This window comes from Actinomycetota bacterium (assembly GCA_018334075.1).
Classification (GTDB): domain Bacteria; phylum Actinomycetota; class Coriobacteriia; order Anaerosomatales; family UBA912; genus JAGXSC01.
Genome location: JAGXSC010000072.1, coordinates 1 through 18,631, shown reverse-complemented (window position 1 = coordinate 18,631; position 18,631 = coordinate 1). Strand labels below are relative to the sequence as shown.

13 protein-coding genes, 1 tRNA gene and 1 other RNA gene are annotated in these 18,631 nt (G+C 60.1%); 1 reads left to right on the top strand and 14 read right to left on the bottom strand.

The genetic code is table 11. The features are described from left to right. Position 1 precedes the first annotated feature (1 nt). From KGZ89_09060 to KGZ89_09025, 8 genes are all read right to left on the bottom strand, one after another. Positions 2-1,258 (bottom strand): aspartate kinase, encoded by a 1,257-nt coding sequence (locus tag KGZ89_09060; protein MBS3974998.1) that lies wholly within the window; start codon positions 1,256-1,258, stop codon positions 2-4. 110 nt (positions 1,259-1,368) lie between these two features. Beyond that, positions 1,369-3,954 carry an HD domain-containing protein gene (locus KGZ89_09055; GenBank protein ID MBS3974997.1) on the bottom strand — a complete coding sequence of 862 codons (2,586 nt, stop codon included), beginning with the start codon at positions 3,952-3,954 and terminating at the stop codon, positions 1,369-1,371. A 13-nt stretch (positions 3,955-3,967) separates the two neighbouring features. Next, positions 3,968-4,567: a recombination mediator RecR gene (gene recR, locus KGZ89_09050; protein MBS3974996.1), complete on the bottom strand. Its 600-nt coding sequence runs from the start codon at positions 4,565-4,567 to the stop codon at positions 3,968-3,970. A gap of 2 nt (positions 4,568-4,569) precedes the next feature. Continuing rightward, complete coding sequence (locus KGZ89_09045) at positions 4,570-4,884, bottom strand: YbaB/EbfC family nucleoid-associated protein (protein ID MBS3974995.1); 315 nt, start codon at positions 4,882-4,884, stop codon at positions 4,570-4,572. After that, positions 4,881-6,605, bottom strand: coding sequence for a DNA polymerase III subunit gamma/tau (dnaX, locus tag KGZ89_09040; GenBank protein MBS3974994.1), 1,725 nt, complete (start codon positions 6,603-6,605; stop codon positions 4,881-4,883). Before dnaX ends, KGZ89_09045 begins: the two co-directional genes overlap by 4 nt. A gap of 92 nt (positions 6,606-6,697) precedes the next feature. Continuing rightward, positions 6,698-6,793: signal recognition particle sRNA small type (gene ffs / locus KGZ89_09035), an RNA gene on the bottom strand. A gap of 84 nt (positions 6,794-6,877) precedes the next feature. Then, positions 6,878-6,953: transfer RNA gene (locus tag KGZ89_09030), tRNA-Phe, on the bottom strand. Between the two features lie 57 nt (positions 6,954-7,010). After that, on the bottom strand, positions 7,011-7,805 hold the full coding sequence (locus KGZ89_09025) for a PIG-L family deacetylase (GenBank protein MBS3974993.1): 795 nt from the start codon (positions 7,803-7,805) through the stop codon (positions 7,011-7,013). 94 nt (positions 7,806-7,899) lie between these two features. On the opposite strand from KGZ89_09025, the gene KGZ89_09020 reads away from it, so the two are divergent. Then, positions 7,900-9,045, top strand: a complete 1,146-nt coding sequence (locus KGZ89_09020) for a DUF1624 domain-containing protein (GenBank protein ID MBS3974992.1) — start codon at positions 7,900-7,902, stop codon at positions 9,043-9,045. 33 nt (positions 9,046-9,078) lie between these two features. Here the strand turns inward: KGZ89_09020 and KGZ89_09015 are convergent, their stop codons facing one another. From KGZ89_09015 to KGZ89_08990, 6 genes are all read right to left on the bottom strand, one after another. After that, positions 9,079-10,200, bottom strand: coding sequence for a 3-hydroxyacyl-CoA dehydrogenase family protein (locus KGZ89_09015; GenBank protein MBS3974991.1), 1,122 nt, complete (start codon positions 10,198-10,200; stop codon positions 9,079-9,081). After that, complete coding sequence (locus tag KGZ89_09010; protein ID MBS3974990.1) at positions 10,197-11,339, bottom strand: thiolase domain-containing protein; 1,143 nt, start codon at positions 11,337-11,339, stop codon at positions 10,197-10,199. The genes KGZ89_09015 and KGZ89_09010 overlap by 4 nt, the downstream gene beginning before the upstream one ends. Positions 11,340-11,454: 115 nt before the next feature. Continuing rightward, the gene (locus KGZ89_09005; protein MBS3974989.1) at positions 11,455-11,811 is read right to left on the bottom strand and encodes a DUF2325 domain-containing protein; all 357 of its coding nucleotides are present in this window, start codon (positions 11,809-11,811) and stop codon (positions 11,455-11,457) included. Continuing rightward, complete coding sequence (locus KGZ89_09000) at positions 11,808-12,059, bottom strand: hypothetical protein (GenBank protein MBS3974988.1); 252 nt, start codon at positions 12,057-12,059, stop codon at positions 11,808-11,810. The genes KGZ89_09005 and KGZ89_09000 overlap by 4 nt, the downstream gene beginning before the upstream one ends. 293 nt (positions 12,060-12,352) lie before the next feature. Continuing rightward, positions 12,353-12,934, bottom strand: coding sequence for a hypothetical protein (locus KGZ89_08995; GenBank protein MBS3974987.1), 582 nt, complete (start codon positions 12,932-12,934; stop codon positions 12,353-12,355). A gap of 2 nt (positions 12,935-12,936) precedes the next feature. Continuing rightward, on the bottom strand, positions 12,937-18,631 hold a 5,695-nt coding region (locus KGZ89_08990; GenBank protein ID MBS3974986.1), incomplete at its 5' end, for an RHS repeat protein.

Genomic DNA, 18,631 nt, shown 5'->3' with positions numbered 1-18,631 from the left:
TCTACACCCCACCGGAGGAAGCCGGCGATTCGACGGTCAGCTGCTCCTCGGAAAGAGCGAAACTGTCGTGCAGCGCTCTTACGGCTTCTTCGGTCTGGTCTCCAGAGATCACGCAGGAAATCCTGATCGAGGACGTCGAGATCATGTCGATGTTGACGTTCGCCGCCGCCAACGCCGAGAACATCTGCGCGGCCACTCCCGGGTGAGTTTTCATGCCTGCGCCCACCAATGAAATTTTTGCTATCGACTCATCGACGTTCCAGGAGGGCGCATTGAGGCGCTTCACAATCAACTCTGTGTGCTGACGAGCGCGGGGGAGGTCGTCTTTGGGAACGGTAAACGAGATATCCGTAGTCCCAGCCTCAGATACATTCTGAATTATCATATCAACATTAATGTTTGCCTCGGCCAAGGCGCCGAATACGGTTGCGGCGACTCCGGGAGTGTCGGGTACCGCTCTAATCGTGATCTTAGCTTCAGAGGTGTCGTAGGTGACCCCCGAGATGATCGCCATCTCCATCTGGTTGTCCGCCTCCTTTACGATAGTGCCGGGCTGGTCAGTAAAGCTGCTCCTACAGTGAATTACCACCGAGTGATTGCGCGCGAATTCCACGCTGCGCAGTTGAAGAACACGGGCGCCGGACGCTGACATCTCGAGCATCTCCTCATAAGAAATGAAATCGAGCTTGCGCGCATCAGGCACGATGCGCGGGTCAGCGATGAAAACGCCGTCCACGTCGGTGAATATCTCGCACAGATCGGCTCCGATTCCGGCGGCTATCGCGACGGCCGTAGTGTCTGACCCTCCACGCCCCAAAGTTGTTATCTGTCCGTCGGCGGTCGTGCCCTGGAATCCGGCGACGATCACGATTTGGCCTTCTTCAAGAGCCTCCGAAATCCTATCGCCGCGAATCTCCTTGATCTTGGCCTTCGTGTGTCCGGAGTCTGTGACAATCCCGATTTGGGGGCCGGTAAACGACACCGCTTCGTGCCCCAGCGAGTGAATCGCCATAGCCAGTAGCGCTATGGTGACCTGCTCGCCAGTAGCCAACAGCATGTCCATCTCACGCTCCTGGGGACAGTCGGTAATCTGTCGGGAGAGCGCCACGAGCTCATCGGTCACATCGCCCATCGCGGACACAACCGCAACTACATTATCGCCATCCATCTTGCGAGAGATGAGACGCCGGGCAACCGCCATGATACGCTCGGCCGAACCAACCGATGTACCGCCGAACTTCATAACAACAAGCGCCATCTGGCAATCTCCCTTTCAGGTCTGTCAAACTGTAACACCGGTAGCTTTTCAGGCACTCGGATTGCGCATTAGTGTAATGGCACTGCGCCGAGAAATGCCAGTTCGAGAAGTCAGCGTACCAAAAAGCCGTCTTGCTCGGCGACAAGCCTCATCCGGGTGGAGAGCCCCTTCATGGCATCCGCATGGTAGTGCTCTATAAGAGCGGCGCCCGAGGCCCGCTTCATCACGTCATCTATCACCCGCACAGCTCGGCGCATCTGCTCGATTCCATCGTCGCTGTCATCGCCCGATACCGACACTTTGCCGCTGGCTACCTTCATCGGGATATCCGAGGCGGCAAATGCCTCACTGAGCTGCGCCTCGATCTTCAGAGACAATCTGGGCCCGGCGAGGCGGATAAAGCTATCCAGTAGGCCCTCAATATACACAACAAACGTCGCCCTTAGCTCTTCCGGGGAAGCCCCCTCGATCCTGAGCATAACCTCCAGCTCTGTATCTTCCTCCTCGAGCGTTTCCACAAAAGCCTCAACGACCGCAGGATCAAATTGAGTCCCGGCACAGCTGCGCAATTCGACGATTGCCTCTTCGAGTGTACGTGCGACGCGATACGGCCGACTAGAAATCATAGCCTCGAAGGAGTCCGCGACGGTCAATACCCGCGCCAGAAGCGGAATCTCCTCGCCGCGCAGCCCCGCCGGATAGCCCAGTCCATCCCAGCGCTCATGGTGATGCCGCACGATTGGGGCGATTGGCCATGGAAAACCGACTGGCCTGAGAATGTTCGCCGCTATCAATGGATGGTGGCGCATCTCGGCCATTTCGACGTCGTCCAGAGTGCCGAGCTTCAAAAGGATGTCATCGCGGATACCTATCTTGCCAATATCGTGGAGGTAGGCGGCCATCTCGATGGCGATCTTCTGGTCTCGGGAAAGCCTCAGACGATCCGCGATTTTGAGGACGTACGTAGCGACCCTGTCTGAATGCCCACGCGTGTAAGGGTCTTTGGCGTCGACCGCGATCGCCAGCGACCTGACCGTTGCCAAATACGACTCCTCGAGACTGGAGAACAGCTCGATATTGCCTATCGCGATGTTCGCGTGATTCGCAATCGTCGACATCAGTCTTACGTCATCGGCGGTAAACCGCGCATCCGGTCTTGAGTGCCCAACGGTGATAGCGCCAAAAGTGCTCTCCGAGGAGACGAACGGGACACAGAGTGCCGCAAGTGCCCCGGTCAGTGAGTCCCGCCTGTCACCGGCTTCAACCTGGAGCGGATTGAATATCAACGGCCGCCCTTCTCGGATGACCCACTCCGACATGGAGGTGCGCAGCGCCTCTGCGCCGGGACGTACCCTGTCTCCGCCACGCCAAGCATGTATTTCAAGCTGGCCGGTTTGATGGTTCATCAAAGTGATGTATCCGAGATCGGCATCGAAGATCCGAAGCGCCGAGTCGAGCACGGAGTCGAGCAGTACTTCCATGTCCAGTGTGGCGCCGAGCGCTTTACTCATTTCATAGAGCGTAGCTATTTCAAGCACGCGCTTGGTAAGCGACTCACTGCGCTCCCTTAGAGAATCGGTCATGTCGTTGAAGGTTCCCGCCAGTTCAACGATCTCACTAGGACCGTCAACCTCGATCCGGGCGCTGAAGTCTCCTTCGGAGATTTGCTTCGCCCCCAGCGTGAGCACATCCATCGGACGGGCGACACGCCCTGTAACCCAGAATCCAAGAACCGTTAGGACTACAAGCCCAACCACCGACCACAGGCCGATGAGAGCGATGGTGGCGTCACGCGCTTCCTTGCTGACTGCCTGACTGACCAGTGTCACCAGGTAGGTGTCCGGCTCCTGTCCACTCTCGTCGCGAAGGTAGATGCCCGCCGCCGTAACGGTGTATGTGCGCCCTGAAACCTCGACCGTGGCATGTCCTGGCTCGCCAACGATTCCCTTGATGGCGGTGAGAATCGACGGGTTTGGCTCCGTGAATATGTCCGAGACCGCGTCGAGATATTCGCTATCCTGAGCATGTCCCCCGCGATCTTTCACAAATGCAACAAGCTGCATATCCCTGTCGTACAGAGCCGTCGACTCCCCTGTGCTTCCAGCTATCTCTTGAAGAAGGGCGTCATCAATCACATGAACCACACGCAATTCGTAGAGCTGATGGCGTGTTGAGAGCAGGCTACTCGTGGTCAGAGCCAGCCCTCCGTCTCCTGTTTTGCGAAAAGCCGGCATTACATCGATGTACTCTCCCGACCTCGACTCATCCTGCCAGGAAATAGGTGGGACACCCCGATAGTGGGAGCGAGCAGAGACAACCACCTTACCTGATGGGTCAAGAATCTCGATATCGTCATAGTGGAGTGAGCGGTTGACGTGAGCGAGCATCTGACCAACGTGATCAAGCTCATTAGCCTCAAGAGCAGCCATCAGCTCATTATCCGAGGCTATCAGGTCAGTCTGCTGGCTCATCAGGTGAAGGTGAGCATGAAAGCCGAATCGTGTATCCTCAAGTCGAAATTCAGCCACCTGATTGACCCAGCGGTCTGTAATCTGAGAAACCGAGTACACAGCCACAACGGTCACAACCAAGCCAGCCAGTACGGCCACCGCTATCAGCGGTCGCACTATCTGCGAGAGCAAGCTTTTGCCAAACAACGAAACGACCATCGCCTCACCCGATATCTTACTCAGCATGGCATGACGCACATCAAATTATTTCCCGCCGGGCCTCCAATGCGCGCCCAAGCGTGATTTCATCAGCAAACTCAAGATCGCCTCCGACAGGCAAGCCCAAGGCTATCCGCGTGACCCGGACGTCCAGCGGCTTGATCAAGCCGGCGAGATAGTGCGCGGTTGTCTCGCCCTCAACATTCGGGTTGGTCGCCAGCAAGACCTCTTCTATCTCGCCGGTCTTGATGCGGTCGATCAACTCGGCGATGCGCAACTTCTCCGGCCCGATGCCATCGACTGGCGAGATGGCGCCATGCAGCACGTGGTAGCCGCCCCTGAATCCGCCGGTGCGCTCTACTGCCGTAACATCTCGGGGCTCCTCCACCACGCACAAAAAGGTCATGTCTCGGCCAGGGTCGAGGCATATCCCGCACAGATCCTCCTCGGCGAAGTTGAAACACCGCGAGCAGTAATGAATGGAGCGCTTCACCTCATTGAGTGCGGAAGCGAGGCGCTCGATCTCTCCCGCATCGGAGCGCAGCACATGATAGGCGATCCGCTGTGATGACTTGGGGCCGATGCCCGGCAGCCGCTCAAGCTCTTCGAGGAGTCTGGCTATCGGGGCAGCGTATCGCATCGTCACATCAGTCCAGGGATGCTCAGGCCCCCGGTAACCGACGCCATCTTGCGGCTGGCGAGCTCTTGGGCCTGCCTCGCCGCTTCATTCACGGCCGCTACAACCATGTCTTCGAGCATCGTGATATCGTCAGGATCGCACGCTGCAGGATCGATGGTGATCTTCTTTAGAGACTGATCGCCGCTCATGACGGCCTTGACCATACCTCCGCCCACCGAGGCCTCTACCAGCTCTTCTGCGAGCTCGGCTTGTACTCTCGCCATGTCCTGCTGCATCTTTTGAGCTTGCTTTAGCATGTTGCCCATATTAGGTTTCATCGTTGCGGCTCACTTTCATCACTCGAATTCGGATGCTCAGCTATCATCTGAGCACCAAGGCCATCAATCAACATTCTTTCAACCTCGAATTCATCGACGGGCGGAGGCGAAGTGTTTACTGGCGGCGGCTTTTCCTCCTCAACCGGCCTTACTGGGCCTCGGCCAAGCTGATATCGCAGTGACGGCACAGCGCCGAGAACCTTGGCGAGCGCAGTGACAAGCATCTGCCGCGTTTCGGCGTCGCTTGCGAGCTCCATCGTGAACTTGCCATCGACCGGAAACTCCACGACAAGCGTTTTTCCGTCCAGGTCGATATCGACTTCGGTGTTGGCGAATATCTGCGCGCGGCCAGCCTTCACGCGCTTGATCTCGGCAATAACCGCAGGCCACGCGCGTTTTATGTGCGCACGGTCGAGCGAGCCATCACCGGAGGCTGCTGCCACCTTGGGTTTTTCGGCCGCAGGTGGCCTGACGGCTTCCGGGGGGGCGGCCGGCTGCGGCGTCGTGCTTGCGGGGGTTGACGGCTTCGGGGCAGCTGCGACCTCGCCCGCGGGCACCGGTGCTGCGGCTATCTTCACCCCGATTTCCAGCGCTTCAATCCTTTCGGCGAGCGCTTCAAGTGTTAAATCACCTTCCGGTCTGGCCATGCGCACAAGCGCGACCTCCAGCGTAAGCCGAGGATTGCTCGACCAGCGTATCTCGCCCGCCAGCACGCCAAGCAAGTCCAGCAGGCGGGAAAGCCGTGTCGGACCGAACTCCTTTGCCTGGCTCGTCAGCCGCGCAAGATGATCACTCGCGGCGTCGACAACCTCGCCAGCATCGCCGATAACCGAGGTGACGTACAGGTCACGAATGTGTCCGGTGAAGTCGCGCACGAACTCCGTCATGTCGACCCCGGAGCTTGCCAGACGCTCTACAAACCTGAACGCTGATGCGATATCTCGGCGCGCCAAAGTACCAGCAAGCTCAAAGAGCAGCGCGACATCGACCTCGCCGAGAAGCCCCTCGACGTCCTGGAGCGTGATGTCCTTGCTCGTAAACGCCGAGAGCTGCTCGAGTATCGTGATCGCGTCGCGCATACCGCCGGCGGCGTGTTTGGCGATCAGAGCAAGCGCGCCTTCTGCAACGCTTATGTTCTCGCTCGCGCAGATATGCGATAGCCGCTCAACGATATCCTGTGCGCCGATCCTATGGAAATCGAGTCTCTGGCAACGCGAATGAATGGTATCGGGCACCTTGTGAGGATGCGTAGTACAAAGCACGAAAATGGTGTGCCGGGGTGGCTCCTCCAACGTCTTGAGCAGCGCATTGAACGAGTGGTTCGAAAGCATGTGGACTTCATCGATGATGTAGACCTTCCAGGTGCCCCGAACGGGAGTGTAAGCCAGGCGTCCTATGATCTCCTCGCGGACGTTGTCGACTTGCGTGCGCGACGCGGCGTCGAGCTCGTAGACGTCCGGATGCCGACCCTCGGCGATGTCCACGCAATCCTGGCACGTGATGTCCGGATCCGCCGAGGAACCCTTTCCGCAGTTCAGCGCCTTCGCCAGTATCCGGGCAACCGTGGTCTTGCCGGTGCCCCGCGGGCCCGTGAACAGATACGCATGAGCAACGGCGTTATCCGCCAGAGCGTTTCGAAGTGTCTGTGTGATATGCCGCTGACCGACGACATCGTCGAAACTTTGCGGGCGATAGGTGCGATAGTATGACTGATGGGTCACGTCTTGCCTTCCGGAGGCTTCTCGGCGGGTCAAATCGATGCCGTTACAGTATACCGGCTCGGATGGAGTTTGCGGGCTACCGCTTTGGCGCTCCCAGGTGGATCCCGGACACCCGACAGAGGCCGCTTATGGCTGCTTCCTCCCGGATCTGACCAGGTTCACGACTTGCCGCCGTCCGAGACCCACCTGGAAGCGCCGGGCGCGCCAGGCGCGATGAGCTGCGCCGTTTGACGCCGACAACTCCAGGCAACGAGCCTGCAGAAAAGTTGCTGTGGTGGCCAGAGGCGGACTTGAACCGCCGACACGCGGATTTTCAGTCCGCTGCTCTACCAACTGAGCTACCTGGCCGTGCCGAATTATGTTACTCGCCTGAGGGGGACGGGTCAAGCGAAAGGCGAGCGGGCGTCACTCCGGAATTGGGACCATGTACTCGTACACATCCAGGCGCGAGGCCTCAAAAAGCTCAGGCGTGCTAAGCATCCCGATTTCAGAGTAAGCGCCGATCGCCTCTCGCTTCATGGCCAAAGCGCGGGGAGATCCCCGGACCCGTAGCGGAGCATCCCGATCCCTCTCGGGAAGATAGTAGACGTACACCTTGAATGTATAGACGGCACCACCGCTTGCCTCGGCGACCGCAACAACCGCATCGGTCGTCTCCGCGTGATCGGGATGATCGAGATAATCGCCTCGGCGCATGTTATCGGACGCATACTTCGCCGTTGTAAGCCAGGTAGCCCCAGGGTGCTCACGCGCGATTGGCCGGAGCATCTCCTCGATCTCGGCGGCATCCACCGCAGCGTCGGCAAATCCACGCTCCCCTTTTGAGTCCGCTCTGCCCATGAATATCAGCTCATCAACGCCGAGAGTATGCATCGCTGCGCGGAACTCTTCACGCCGCACAAGAGCAAAATCCCATTTGTCGATGACTCCGTCCGCATTGACATCACGGCCGCTGGACTGAGCCCACCTGTCCACAAGAGCGCTACTCTCGCCATCGGTGATCAGCACGGCAATGACGCGCCTGCCCGCCAATGTCTGCGTGGCGATGGTCTGTCCCATGGCGTATGTTTCGTCATCCGGATGCGGGCTCACGATTATGGCGACTTCTGACGCCAGTGGTGGTTCGACCACAGGGCCAGGCGCGGTAATCCACCAGATCACAGCGGCCACAGTGGCCGCAACCACTAAAATGGCGCCCACGGAAACAAGTGGCCGCCTAAACAGATGGCTAAGTCTGGGTACTGTCCGGATCATCGGGCTATGATATCATCCGCCCAACCGAATGGGGCCCGATATGAAAGCGACAGTCATGCCGCCAGTTGCCACAGCCACATCTTCCGCGCCCAGCAGGGAGCGCGTAATCTCACTCGATGCCGCACGCGCCATCGTCGTTGCGCTCATGATCTTCATGGGCCATCCGATGATCCTTGTAGCGCTGCCTGAGTTCCTCGTGCACCCACAGTGGCATGGCTTCCGGCTCCCGGACTTCGTATTTCCTGCGTTCATATTCCTGGCAGGCGTCTCCCTGGCATACTCGGTCAGCGCCAAGCAGACTTTCTCCATTTGGGCCGCATCGCCGAGGTTTTTCCAGCGAATAGCGACCCTGTTCGGGATCGGACTGGCACTGAACTTCATGAAATATAGTGTGCGCATGGCCGAAGGCGCGCTGTTGTTCGCGCCACTGCGCTACATGGGAGTACTTCAGCGCATCGCCCTGTCTTTGCTCATCGCCTGGCCTTTTACTCGCTCGCGAAAGCGAGTAGTGCTCGCCGTGGCGGCAGCTCTTTTGCTTGCGCACGGCGCAATTTTGCTGCTCGTCGCTCCACCCGGAGGGGTTGCAGGTTATCTAGAGTCGCCGACTGACAACATCGCGGCCTGGATCGATCGTGCCGTGCTGGGCCTCAGTCACACCTATCTTGGGAGAGGCTACGATCCCGAGGGCGTGCTCGGAACGCTCAGCTCAGGCGCGCAGGCGCTGTTAGGGCTCTTTGTGGGTCAGTGGCTCCTGACTTTCGCCCGCGACAAAAAGCGAACGTTGCAGCTTGCAATGATCGGCGCAGCGTGGGTGCTGATGGGGATTCTCGGGGCGGCCATACTACCCATCAACAAACAGCTCTGGACCCCCACCTTCGTGCTGCTCTCCTCGGGTATCGCCACGATTGCCCTGGTCGGACTGTACTGGATCGCCGACCTCATGCGCTACCGAAAGCCATTCGAATGGCTCGTTCCGATGGGAATGAGCGCTCTTTTCATCTACATCTGCTCGAATGTGCTCCTGGTGGTCGGACGGGCAACCGGCTTCTTCCCTGGCGCCGGGCTCTGGCTGTCGGAGTATATACCCGCTGCGGCTGCGTCGATGTTCTTCTCGGCCGCTGAAGTGACCTTGTGGTTCTGTGTGGCCGGCTGGCTACACAAGCGCAATATTCACTTCAAGATATAAGCACAAGGGGTTGCGCTCTTCGCTTCGCCGTTCTTACGAGCCTGAAGGCGGCGCGTAGTCGTAGAATCCCGCTCCCGCTTTACGCCCAAGCTTGCCATCCTCGACCAGTTGCCTGAGTAACGGGCGAGGCGCATAAGCTTTGTCTCCGAGTCGGCCATGCAGGTCATCCATGATGTTGACAACGACATCCAGCCCGATCAAATCGGCAAGAGCAAGGGGGCCCATCGGGTGATTCAGGCCGAGCCTTATGGCTTCATCGATGTCCTCCGCGGGGGCAACACCGTCTTCAAGAGTACGGACCGCCTCATTTAGCAGTGGCATCAGCACCCTGTTGACGACGAACCCGGGGCTGTTGGAGACCCTGACCGGTATCTTGCCGAGCGAGAGGCTCAGTTCAAACATTCGCTTGTCGATCTCATCGCTTGTCTCTGGCGCACGGATGATCTCAACCAAGCGCATGCGCATCGGCGGATTGAAAAAGTGCATGCCGCCAAAGCGCTCCGGACGCCCAAGTCCTCTCGCGAGAACGTCAAGGGGAAGCGATGATGTGTTAGTGACAACGAGGCAATCGGAAGAAACAGTCTGCTCAATGCCACGAAGTACCGCGAGCTTCGGCTCGACCTCCTCCACCACAGCCTCGATGACCAGATCGCACTCGGCCAGTGATGCCATATCATCCGACAGTGTCAACATTGCTTGCGCCGCTTCGAGCTGCTCCTGATCCATGATGCGCACCAGGCGTGAGTCGACTTTGGCCTTGGCTCTTTCCAGGCGCTCCAGTGAGCGGGCGACCCACACCACCGTCTGGCTCCTCGCGAGAAACAACTCAACGAGACCTGTGGCCATCACTCCAGAACCAACGACACCGATATGATGCGGTGTCGCAACCTTTCCCACTCCAAGCCGCACGGCATCGCCGACCTGCGCAGGGATATCACGTTTCACTACCGCATAGCCTCCATCGACGAGTGACACGAGAGCGCACCAGTACGGCACGTCCTCGTGACCCAGTGATGGAGCTGCTACTTCGGTAATCGCAACGATCTCGCCATCACGTCCACCTTCGGACTCAGCGACAGCGGCCCTGCAAACGGTGCACTCATCGACGGAATACGCATACTTGAGTCCACAACCCGAACATAACCGCATGATCATGAGGGCCGCCCCAGTACCTGCACGGCGCAGGTTCCGCCGACGCCTCCGACGTTATGGGTCACGGCAAGGCGTGGGTTTGGAACCTGTCGCTCGCCAGCTTCGCCGCGGAGTTGCTGGCACGCCTCGTAAACCTGGCTGACACCGGTAGCGCTTATGGCATGCCCGCCCGCTTTCAGGCCTCCGCTCGGATTGACGGGGATCTCGCCGTCTATGCCGGTCTGACCAGCTCGTATCAGGTCGACGGCCTCCCCGGGTGCGGCCAGGCCTAGGTCCTCCATGGCCACTATCTCGGCGATCGTAAAGCAATCGTGAACCTCGGCGAAATCGATGTCCGAGGCCACAATTCCCGCCTGCGCATATGCAATTCGCGTCGCATCGCGCGCACTTGCAAACGTAGTGTGGTCATCGCGCTGCGCCAGGGATATAACGTCGGTGCTCAAACCAGTGCCGATCAGCGGAACGCTACGGCTGTCCTTCCGCTCGGCCGAAAGAATCACCGCAGAAGCGCCGTCTGAAACCGGACAACAGTCAAACAGTCGCAACGGTGCTGCCACTGTCGCACCGCGATCGATATCGGCCTGGCTCACACATTTGTGATAGAAATGTGCCAACGGGTTGAGTTGAGCGTTCGCGTGGTTCTTCAGGCTGATCTGCTCAAAATCCTTCGTGCAGGTACCATAGCGCTGCATATGACGCTGGGCGACAAGGGCATAGGTCGCGGGGAAATTGAGACCCTGAAGCTGGTCGAGAATAACGTCCCCCGCCATGCCGATGTTGCGCGTCAGCTCCGCGCCTGGGCAACCTGACAGCCGCTCAACCCCGACGACAAGAATGGGATCGTACGCGCCGAGCAGGTGAACCGCCTGATGCACTGCGGCTCCCCCCGAAGCACATGCCGCCTCAACTCGCCAACCAGGCCGACGCACCCCGGGAAACAAGCCCGCAATCACTGCGTTGAGATGAAGCTGGGATTCGTTCGGCCCGCCGAGGAAGTTTGCAACCACAAACGCGCCTATACCCTCGATCGACAGACCGGCATCATCAAGCGCACCGAGAATGGCCTCCTGGGCGAGCCTCGGTATCGCATGACTCGACGGCCCGAAGCGGGTCTTGCCCGCACCAATCACATAGCAGCTCACTCGATAAGCCTTCCGCACTCTCTACCGCGGGTACAACACGGTGCTACCATACGGTTTTAGAGCCTAGGATACAACCATTTGAGTTGCCTTGGTTGCCCCTTTTTAGTCGCAGAGCTCAGGTTCGCATGGAGCTGCCCGCGCAACCGCAATCACCTTTGCACCCCGGACAGGGCATCTCGCATCCGCACCCGCGGGTCAGCGTCTCAATCGCCTGGCGAACCGCCGAGACACTCGACCGATGCGAACACGCGAGCGCGACCCCGTCCGCGCGCGCGAGGCGGTAGACCTCTCGGGCGGCGCGGTGTGATATGAGGTCCGTGCAGAGCACGACTCCGTCAGCTGTCGCTATGCGCTTCTGCAAAGAGGGCTTATAGCGGCTGAAAACTCTGATCTCAAGGCCCTCGTGCTCTTTTGCAAGAGCGGCGTAGCGCGGAGCAAGGCGATCTAGCCCTCCCACAATCGCGACTGTCATGGCGCTACCTCTCCATCGTCAATGAGCTCGACTCCGACCGACCGAGCAAGCGAAATAGGGACCGTCACGAGCTGCGTGCCCTCGATCTCCACTTCGGCGAACGTTGGCTCGGCAACCGGGTAACGCGCGAGAACTTGGGCCACCGCTCCCTGCTTGATGCCGACAGCGGCGTACCGCTTCCAATCTGGCCCAAACCGCGGATCGCCGAGGAGGCACGGGGTCGCGATGGGTACATCTCCGAGTGACATAATCGTGCTCCTATCCCTTTGATAGATGATTATTCGCTAATACCAACTAAAGTAGTTAGCACACACTAACATCATCTGGATATCGCGTCAACGCTTGAGTTGCCATGCAGATGCATCCGTTATTCTTCCACTCTCCCCTGCTATTCAAGGGTCCTGCCAGATAACTTGGAGAGCTAGCTAGCGAACTTACTTGCGAACCCCGTAGGAACCAGATTCGAGATCAAGTGGGTCATTCTGATGAGAGCGCTCCGGTGAGGCGAGGGCAGCGTGGTGCCGTCGTAGGTAGTCGGCACTCAAGTCGCATCACTTGCGAGAGCCAGCCCGTAGATGTGCACGCCCCCGTCTGGCCGATATTCGACTTCAAGAACAAGCTCCTCTGAGTACCAGTACGTTTCCTCATCTCCAACTACACGCCTAGGTGTCCCGAAAGCATCAACCACTTCGGCCCGAGAGGCGGTTTCCAGCCAGTTTAGACCGTGAAGTTCCCGAATCACAAACGCCTGGGTGAGTGGACTGTTGCCAGTGCGCTCCCTTTCATCCCAGTACTCGGGGCCAATCACATCTGATCGCACCAACACCAAGTCCTGAAAGTAATCCGCCTCGGCCCCAATGCCCCAGAAGGATTGAAGAAGCCTGCCCTCAGCCGACATCTCTGAATCAGCAAGCTGCGAGGCAAAGCTATACGGAGTAGAATCCCCCTTGAGTTCAGGATGTGCCATAAGGAGACAGCATCTCGCCAACGCCTTGTATCCTTCTGCGTTGGCAACGACCCAGACACCAAGGCCATTCACATTTATCTCGATCTTGGCGTTGGTTGAGGGTCTATACCGCTGCTGTACCCGACCAAAGTTCTCATCGCTCATCTGAATGCGCATGACTACACCTTGAATCCTCTCCTCTTCAGGTAGTCCCTGATGCCCTTGGTTGGTGGCTTTGTGGACTTCCCTTTGTGATGTTGACTTCCGTCCTTCTTGACAGCGCCCGACTCCTTGCCCTTCTTCCTCCAGTGCGCATGGGGCTTGCCATGGTGTCCCGCAGGCTTGACTTCAACTTCCCAACCGTCAATGTGCTTACTTGAGAAGTACCAACCACGATACTGCTTCACAGCCCAGGCGACACCCAGTGTTCCGACAAGTGCCACGGTAACCTTGCCAACAGCGGCCACTATTGCACTCAGCTTGACAGTTCCCACTCCAGCAACGACCACCGGTGCTGCGAGAAGTATAGCCGCTTCCCCAGTCGGGTCCACCTTGCCCACCGGGTCTCCCGCGCAGTACTGGTAGGCGCTCTCCTCACCGTCGTCGCGCGCGGGGTCCTTCGAAAGGAAGCGCATCGTGGCCGGGTCGTAGTGGCGCTGCGAGAGGTAGTAGGTGGCCGAGTGCGCGTCGTAAACATAACCCGCGTAGCGAAGCGGCTGGCGGTCACGGATCGCGGAGGCGGTGGCCAAGGTGATGCCGGTCACCTCATTCGACGTCGCCGTGAGCACGCGCCCGTAAGGGTCGTAGGTATAGCGGGCGAAGGGCGCGCCTGCGGTGTTGGTGAGCGCGACGACGTCACCCCGGTCGGTCGTGGAGATGAGGAAGGTTACGGGAGCGGCCGTTCCGGAGGTATAGACCCCGGCATAGGGGCGCGCGTCCTCGTCGTAGAGGTAGGCAACCGCGTACGTCGTCCCGCCGGAGAGCGTCGCGTCAAGCGAACGCAGCGTGATGCCGTCGTAGGTGTAGGTCGTGGTGGTTGTCGTGCTACCAAGCTTATCGACAGCAAGCCTAACGACAGCGCGCGTGCGCTGGCCTGCGGCATCGTAAGTGTAGGAGGCGGCATTGTTCGCGCCGCGCGTCCAAGTGGTAAGGCGGCTCGCGCCGTCCCAGCCAAACGTCGTCGTGACCCCGCCTGTGCTCTGCGAGGTGCGCCGTCCGAGCGTGTCGTGGGCATATGTGTTCTTCCCGCTGCTGTCGGTCGATGAGCTCAGCCGGTCGTTGGAATCGACGGAAAACGTGGTTTGAGCACCGGCCACCGTGGCGGTCGCAAGGTTGCCGCGCGTGTCGAACTCGTAAGTGCGCTGCGTGGCGCCGGTGAGCGCACCAGAAAGACGCCCCGCGGCGGTGTAGGTGTAGGTGGATGAAGATAAGATGCCCGCCGCTGTGACGCTCTCGCCTGTCTTGCGGCCGGTCCCCGCGTCATAGGTGTAGCTGGCGGCAATCCCCGGCGCGGTCTGTGAGGCAAGCTTGCCTGCCGCATCGTAGGCGGCGCTGGCGTTCTGTAAGCCGACCCTCCAAGCGGTCCGCCTGCCTTCCGCGTCGCGTGCGGTCACCGCCCCGGAGAGGCTGACTCCTGAGCCGGTCACACTGCGAGACGACTCGCGCCCGTCGTTATCGTAGGCGATCGTGGTGGTGAGCCCGGTGTGTTCGACGGTCGCCGTTGAGACCTTGTTGGCAGAAGTCGCGTAGAAGTAGGCGGTCTTGACGTCTGCGGGCAACTGCCTGACCTGCACCGGACGTGAGAGCGCGTCATAGGTGGTCTCGATTCTCTTGAGCTGCACGCCTCTTTCGGTGAAGTGCGTCTCGGCAGACACCCGTCCGAAGTCGTCGTAGGCGTAGCCCACACGCCTCCCGGCCGGGTCGGTCGAGGTGATGACGCGCCCGCAGCCGTCATAAGAGGTCACAGTCGTCCTGCCGCCGACGCGCTCAGATAGCACGCGCCCCGCCCTGTCATACACGCGTGTCGTCACGATGCCGTCAAAGTCGGTTGCGGAAAGCTCCTGCGAAAGCGTGTTGTACACCTTGCTGGAAGGATTTCCGAGCTGCGCTGAGACCTGGCGTCCGAGCAGATCGTACGCGAAGCTCGTCGAGGCCTGCTCCTCCGTGCCCGCGGCCCTCACGCTTGTGATAAGCCTGCCGGCAAGGTCGTAGGCGAAGGTGTCGGTGACCGTGCGGTTCACGCCTTCGGACGGACGTATCTCCTGCACGCAGTTGCCCGCCGCGTCATAGAGGAAGCGCGCCCATACGCCGTCGGCGGCGGTGGTGCGAAGGACCCTGCCTCCGGGCGAATAGGTGGTGGTATCGGCCCTCTCTTCAGGATTGCCCGGGGCGATGACGCCGATCACACGGCCGAGCTCGTCATAGCGTGTGCGGGTCGCCGCAAGCTGGTCGGTCCCGCGCTTGTCAGGCGCCACATCGGCAGCCCACTCGGCGATGACTTTGCCTGCCGCGTCGTAGCGACGCGTCGTGGTGCCTGAAACCGAGTGTGCGGATTCGGTCACCCAGCCGCGCGGGTCGGTCGTGTGGGTCACCGTGATGACTGCGGTGCCGCCGGCATGATGTTCCTCGCGGGTCAGATGCCCGAGTCCGTCGTAGGTGTTGACAACCCGGCCGATCCGCTGCCCGGCGGCTTCGCGGTATGACTCAATCACGCGCCCGAGCGGATCGTACACGTTTACCTGCGCGGCTCCTGAGGCGTCCGTCGAACGGATAAGCCGCCCCGCGGGTGAGAAGAGATTCGTCTCGATGGTGGTTCCCGTGCCGTCAGTACGAGAAAGCACATTCCCGAACGCGTCATAGGATGTGAGCTGGGTTACGGTCGTCGTCGGAGACCCTGATGAGAGCACCACGCCGATGTGAGATGTCAACTGGGCCTCGCCGCATGGCGCGAAGTTTCCAAAGGCCGTGATCGCCGTCTCGGTGGAGTTTATCGTGCGCTCCTCAACGGTGACCAGCCCCCGCCCCTGCGTATCGTAAGTCCACTTGGTGCGAGCCCGCTGACCGCCGACATTGAGCACCTGTTCTTCCACAAGCACATTCCCTACGCTGTCATACGTGCGGTAGGTCGTCGAGCCGGAGGCTGCCCTCTCCTCTACGACACGGTCTTTTGAGCCGCCGGAAGTCCCGTATGTGTACCTCGTTGACGCCCCGTCCTCGTCGGTATCCGAGGTGACGTTGCCGCGGGCGTCGTAAGCCCACGTCCGCATACCGCCTCTGGGATCGACCTTATACGCCATCGCTCCGTCAGGACCGTACCCATACGAAGTCCAGCGGGAAGGATCTCCGGCGTAGCGGGGAGAAGAGCGCCGCGCCGCCGTGCCCGTGGGGTTCCACTCGATACTCTCGAAGGTGGCCGAAGAGCCCCCAGCGCCAAAGCGCGTGACCGTCGCACTTCGACCTGCCGCCCAGACGATCTCCCCGAGTTGCAGTGTGCCGGCGGCCCAGCCGGCAAGCCTCGGCGTCGCTTGAAACGTCCACGACGCCCCGGGAACCTCGACGACAGCCAGGCCGGCAAGGTAGAAGGCACCGGGCGCAAGCGGCGTGTTTGCGTAAGAGTACTGGACAGTCCGGCTTTCCGGGGTGCTTGGGTAGTATATGCAAGAGTTTACCAGCGTTGAGGGTGTTTGCGTTGAGACCGGCGTGTACGTCACGGACCTCGTGCCGGCGCTCGTCGTGTACTCGGCGCCCGTCACGCGATCGCCCTCGAAGCCGACCACGATCTTTTGCCCGTTCGCGGCCCAGATGGACAGCTTCCCAGGCACACTCCTGTCATAGGAGACCGCGTTACCGTTCCGGTCACGCTCCTCGACAAGGGAGCCGCTCTGATCGAAGAGCTTGGCGGCACCGTCCTTGAACGCCAAACGCCACCCGAGCCCGGCTCCCACCGTCACCCGTGAGAGCTCCGTGTAGTAGCCTTCGGGCGGCACGTAGGTGCCGTTTCGCAGGTGGAACCGGAAGACCTCACCCGTCTCATCGACGTACTCCGCGACGCCGGCGCTTACCTCGATGCTCTGCTCGAAGTTGAAGCGCCACCCCGGACCGAAGTAGCCGGATTCGACGGAACCAGAATCGTAATGCCTGCTAAGGCGAGCTGATGGACCGTGCGATTCGATCGCGAGGTCCGTCACCGAGAGCGAGAGCATGCCCTCATCAAGGATCGCGCGCGCATCATGCCCGGCGAGCTCGCCCATCTCATAGACCGTATCCGACGGCAGTTGATCGACCCGGACCGTGCGATTTTCCAACGACACGCGCACTTCAGGAATGCTTCCCAGGGAGACAGGGGTGGGCGTGCCGTGCGGAAGTACCTTGAAAGAGTAAGCCGCAAGGCCGTTCATCGCGGTTCCGGACATCTTGGCGTAAAACGGTCGCGGGTCATCGCGAAGATCAAGCCCCCCGGCTAGTCCGAACTGATTGGCGGTGGTACTCTCCGGCAGACTGGCGATCTTGGAGTCCGAGGGGAACAGGCCCTTGCCCTGCGTGCTCCAACTCGTGGCCGGAGCCGTCACGGAAGCTACCTGGCGGTACGCATAGCCATCGTAGAGGTAGATCTGGTAGCTGGAAGCGGCCGTGCATGCGGGCCATGAGAGATTCACCCATCCCCTGCCGCGGTCCGCGCTATCGTTGCGCACATCGGATAGCCCGTCACCTTCACTGTCGGACTCGGTAAACCACTCACTCGTAGCGCCCGTACTCGCAGTTGGCAGCACCGGTGTGAACTGCCGCCAATCGGTCCATTCTGACCAGACTCCGATGAAGTTGATATCCGCGCGCCACGCCGCGCGCGCTCTGACGAAGTACGGGGACGCGTACTTCCACCCGCCGGTCGGCGGCGTGAGGTTGTGTGTGGCGGCGGAGCCGAAACCGGACATGGTCGATACGGGCGCGCCCGAAGGAGACTCGGCGACTTGGATCTCCCAGTCCGTCTGAGCGTCCTCGCTCGTATAGCTCCACCTGACCTGAGGAAGGATCGTCTCGGTGGTCAAGGACGCCGCCAGTGTGACCTGGGGAGGCTTGGCGTAGTAAATAGAAATGAGCGGCTTTTCCTGGTTGCGCTCCACGGACTTGAACGCGAAGTGCGCACCCGGGCTCGCCTCGAGCTGCACTGTGCACTGGCTCGTGCCCTCCTGCTGCCAGTACTGCAGCGCGGAGGTGATGTCCTGTCCGGTCCACCATTGCTCATCAAGCCAACCAGGGCTGTTGCTTGGTATCGGTGCGGTCCCAGGGCGGTTGTTCCATGTGACTTTGGTGATATCGACGTTTTCCGTGCATCGCTTCGCGGTGACTTCACCGTGCACGCCCGTGCTCGCGTGGAAGAGCCAAATAATGCCATAAAGCGGCTCATAACCGGTCGCCTTCTTGGCCGCGAGGTCGCTTACGAGTGAGGCGGGCAGCTTGATGAGGCCGTACTCTGTCCAGTTAGCTGCCGGGTTGTTGGAGTTTAGCCAGATGGAGTTGGAGCCGGAGTAGTTGGTGCTCGCGAAGCCGGGCCGGTTGGAGACATAGGTATCAAGCGGCGCGCCCTCGGCATAAAGCGTGGGATCGATATAGACGGGGTAGACTCTTTGTGGATCATTTAGCCACGAACGATCGGCGACAACGTCGAGTCTCCACGCATCGCCGTCCTCCACAAGCTCATAGTGGACGCGATCGGTAAACGCAGGACCAGTCCCGCTGTCGCGCGAGTCCCACATACAGGGGGCGGGGATCACGATCTGCGGCTCGTCTTGATCGCCTGAGAAAAGGGAGACCGAGCCGTCGTCTTCCAGGCGAGGCTTGAGGCCGACGGTCTCAAGCCGGAAACTGTAGGTATTC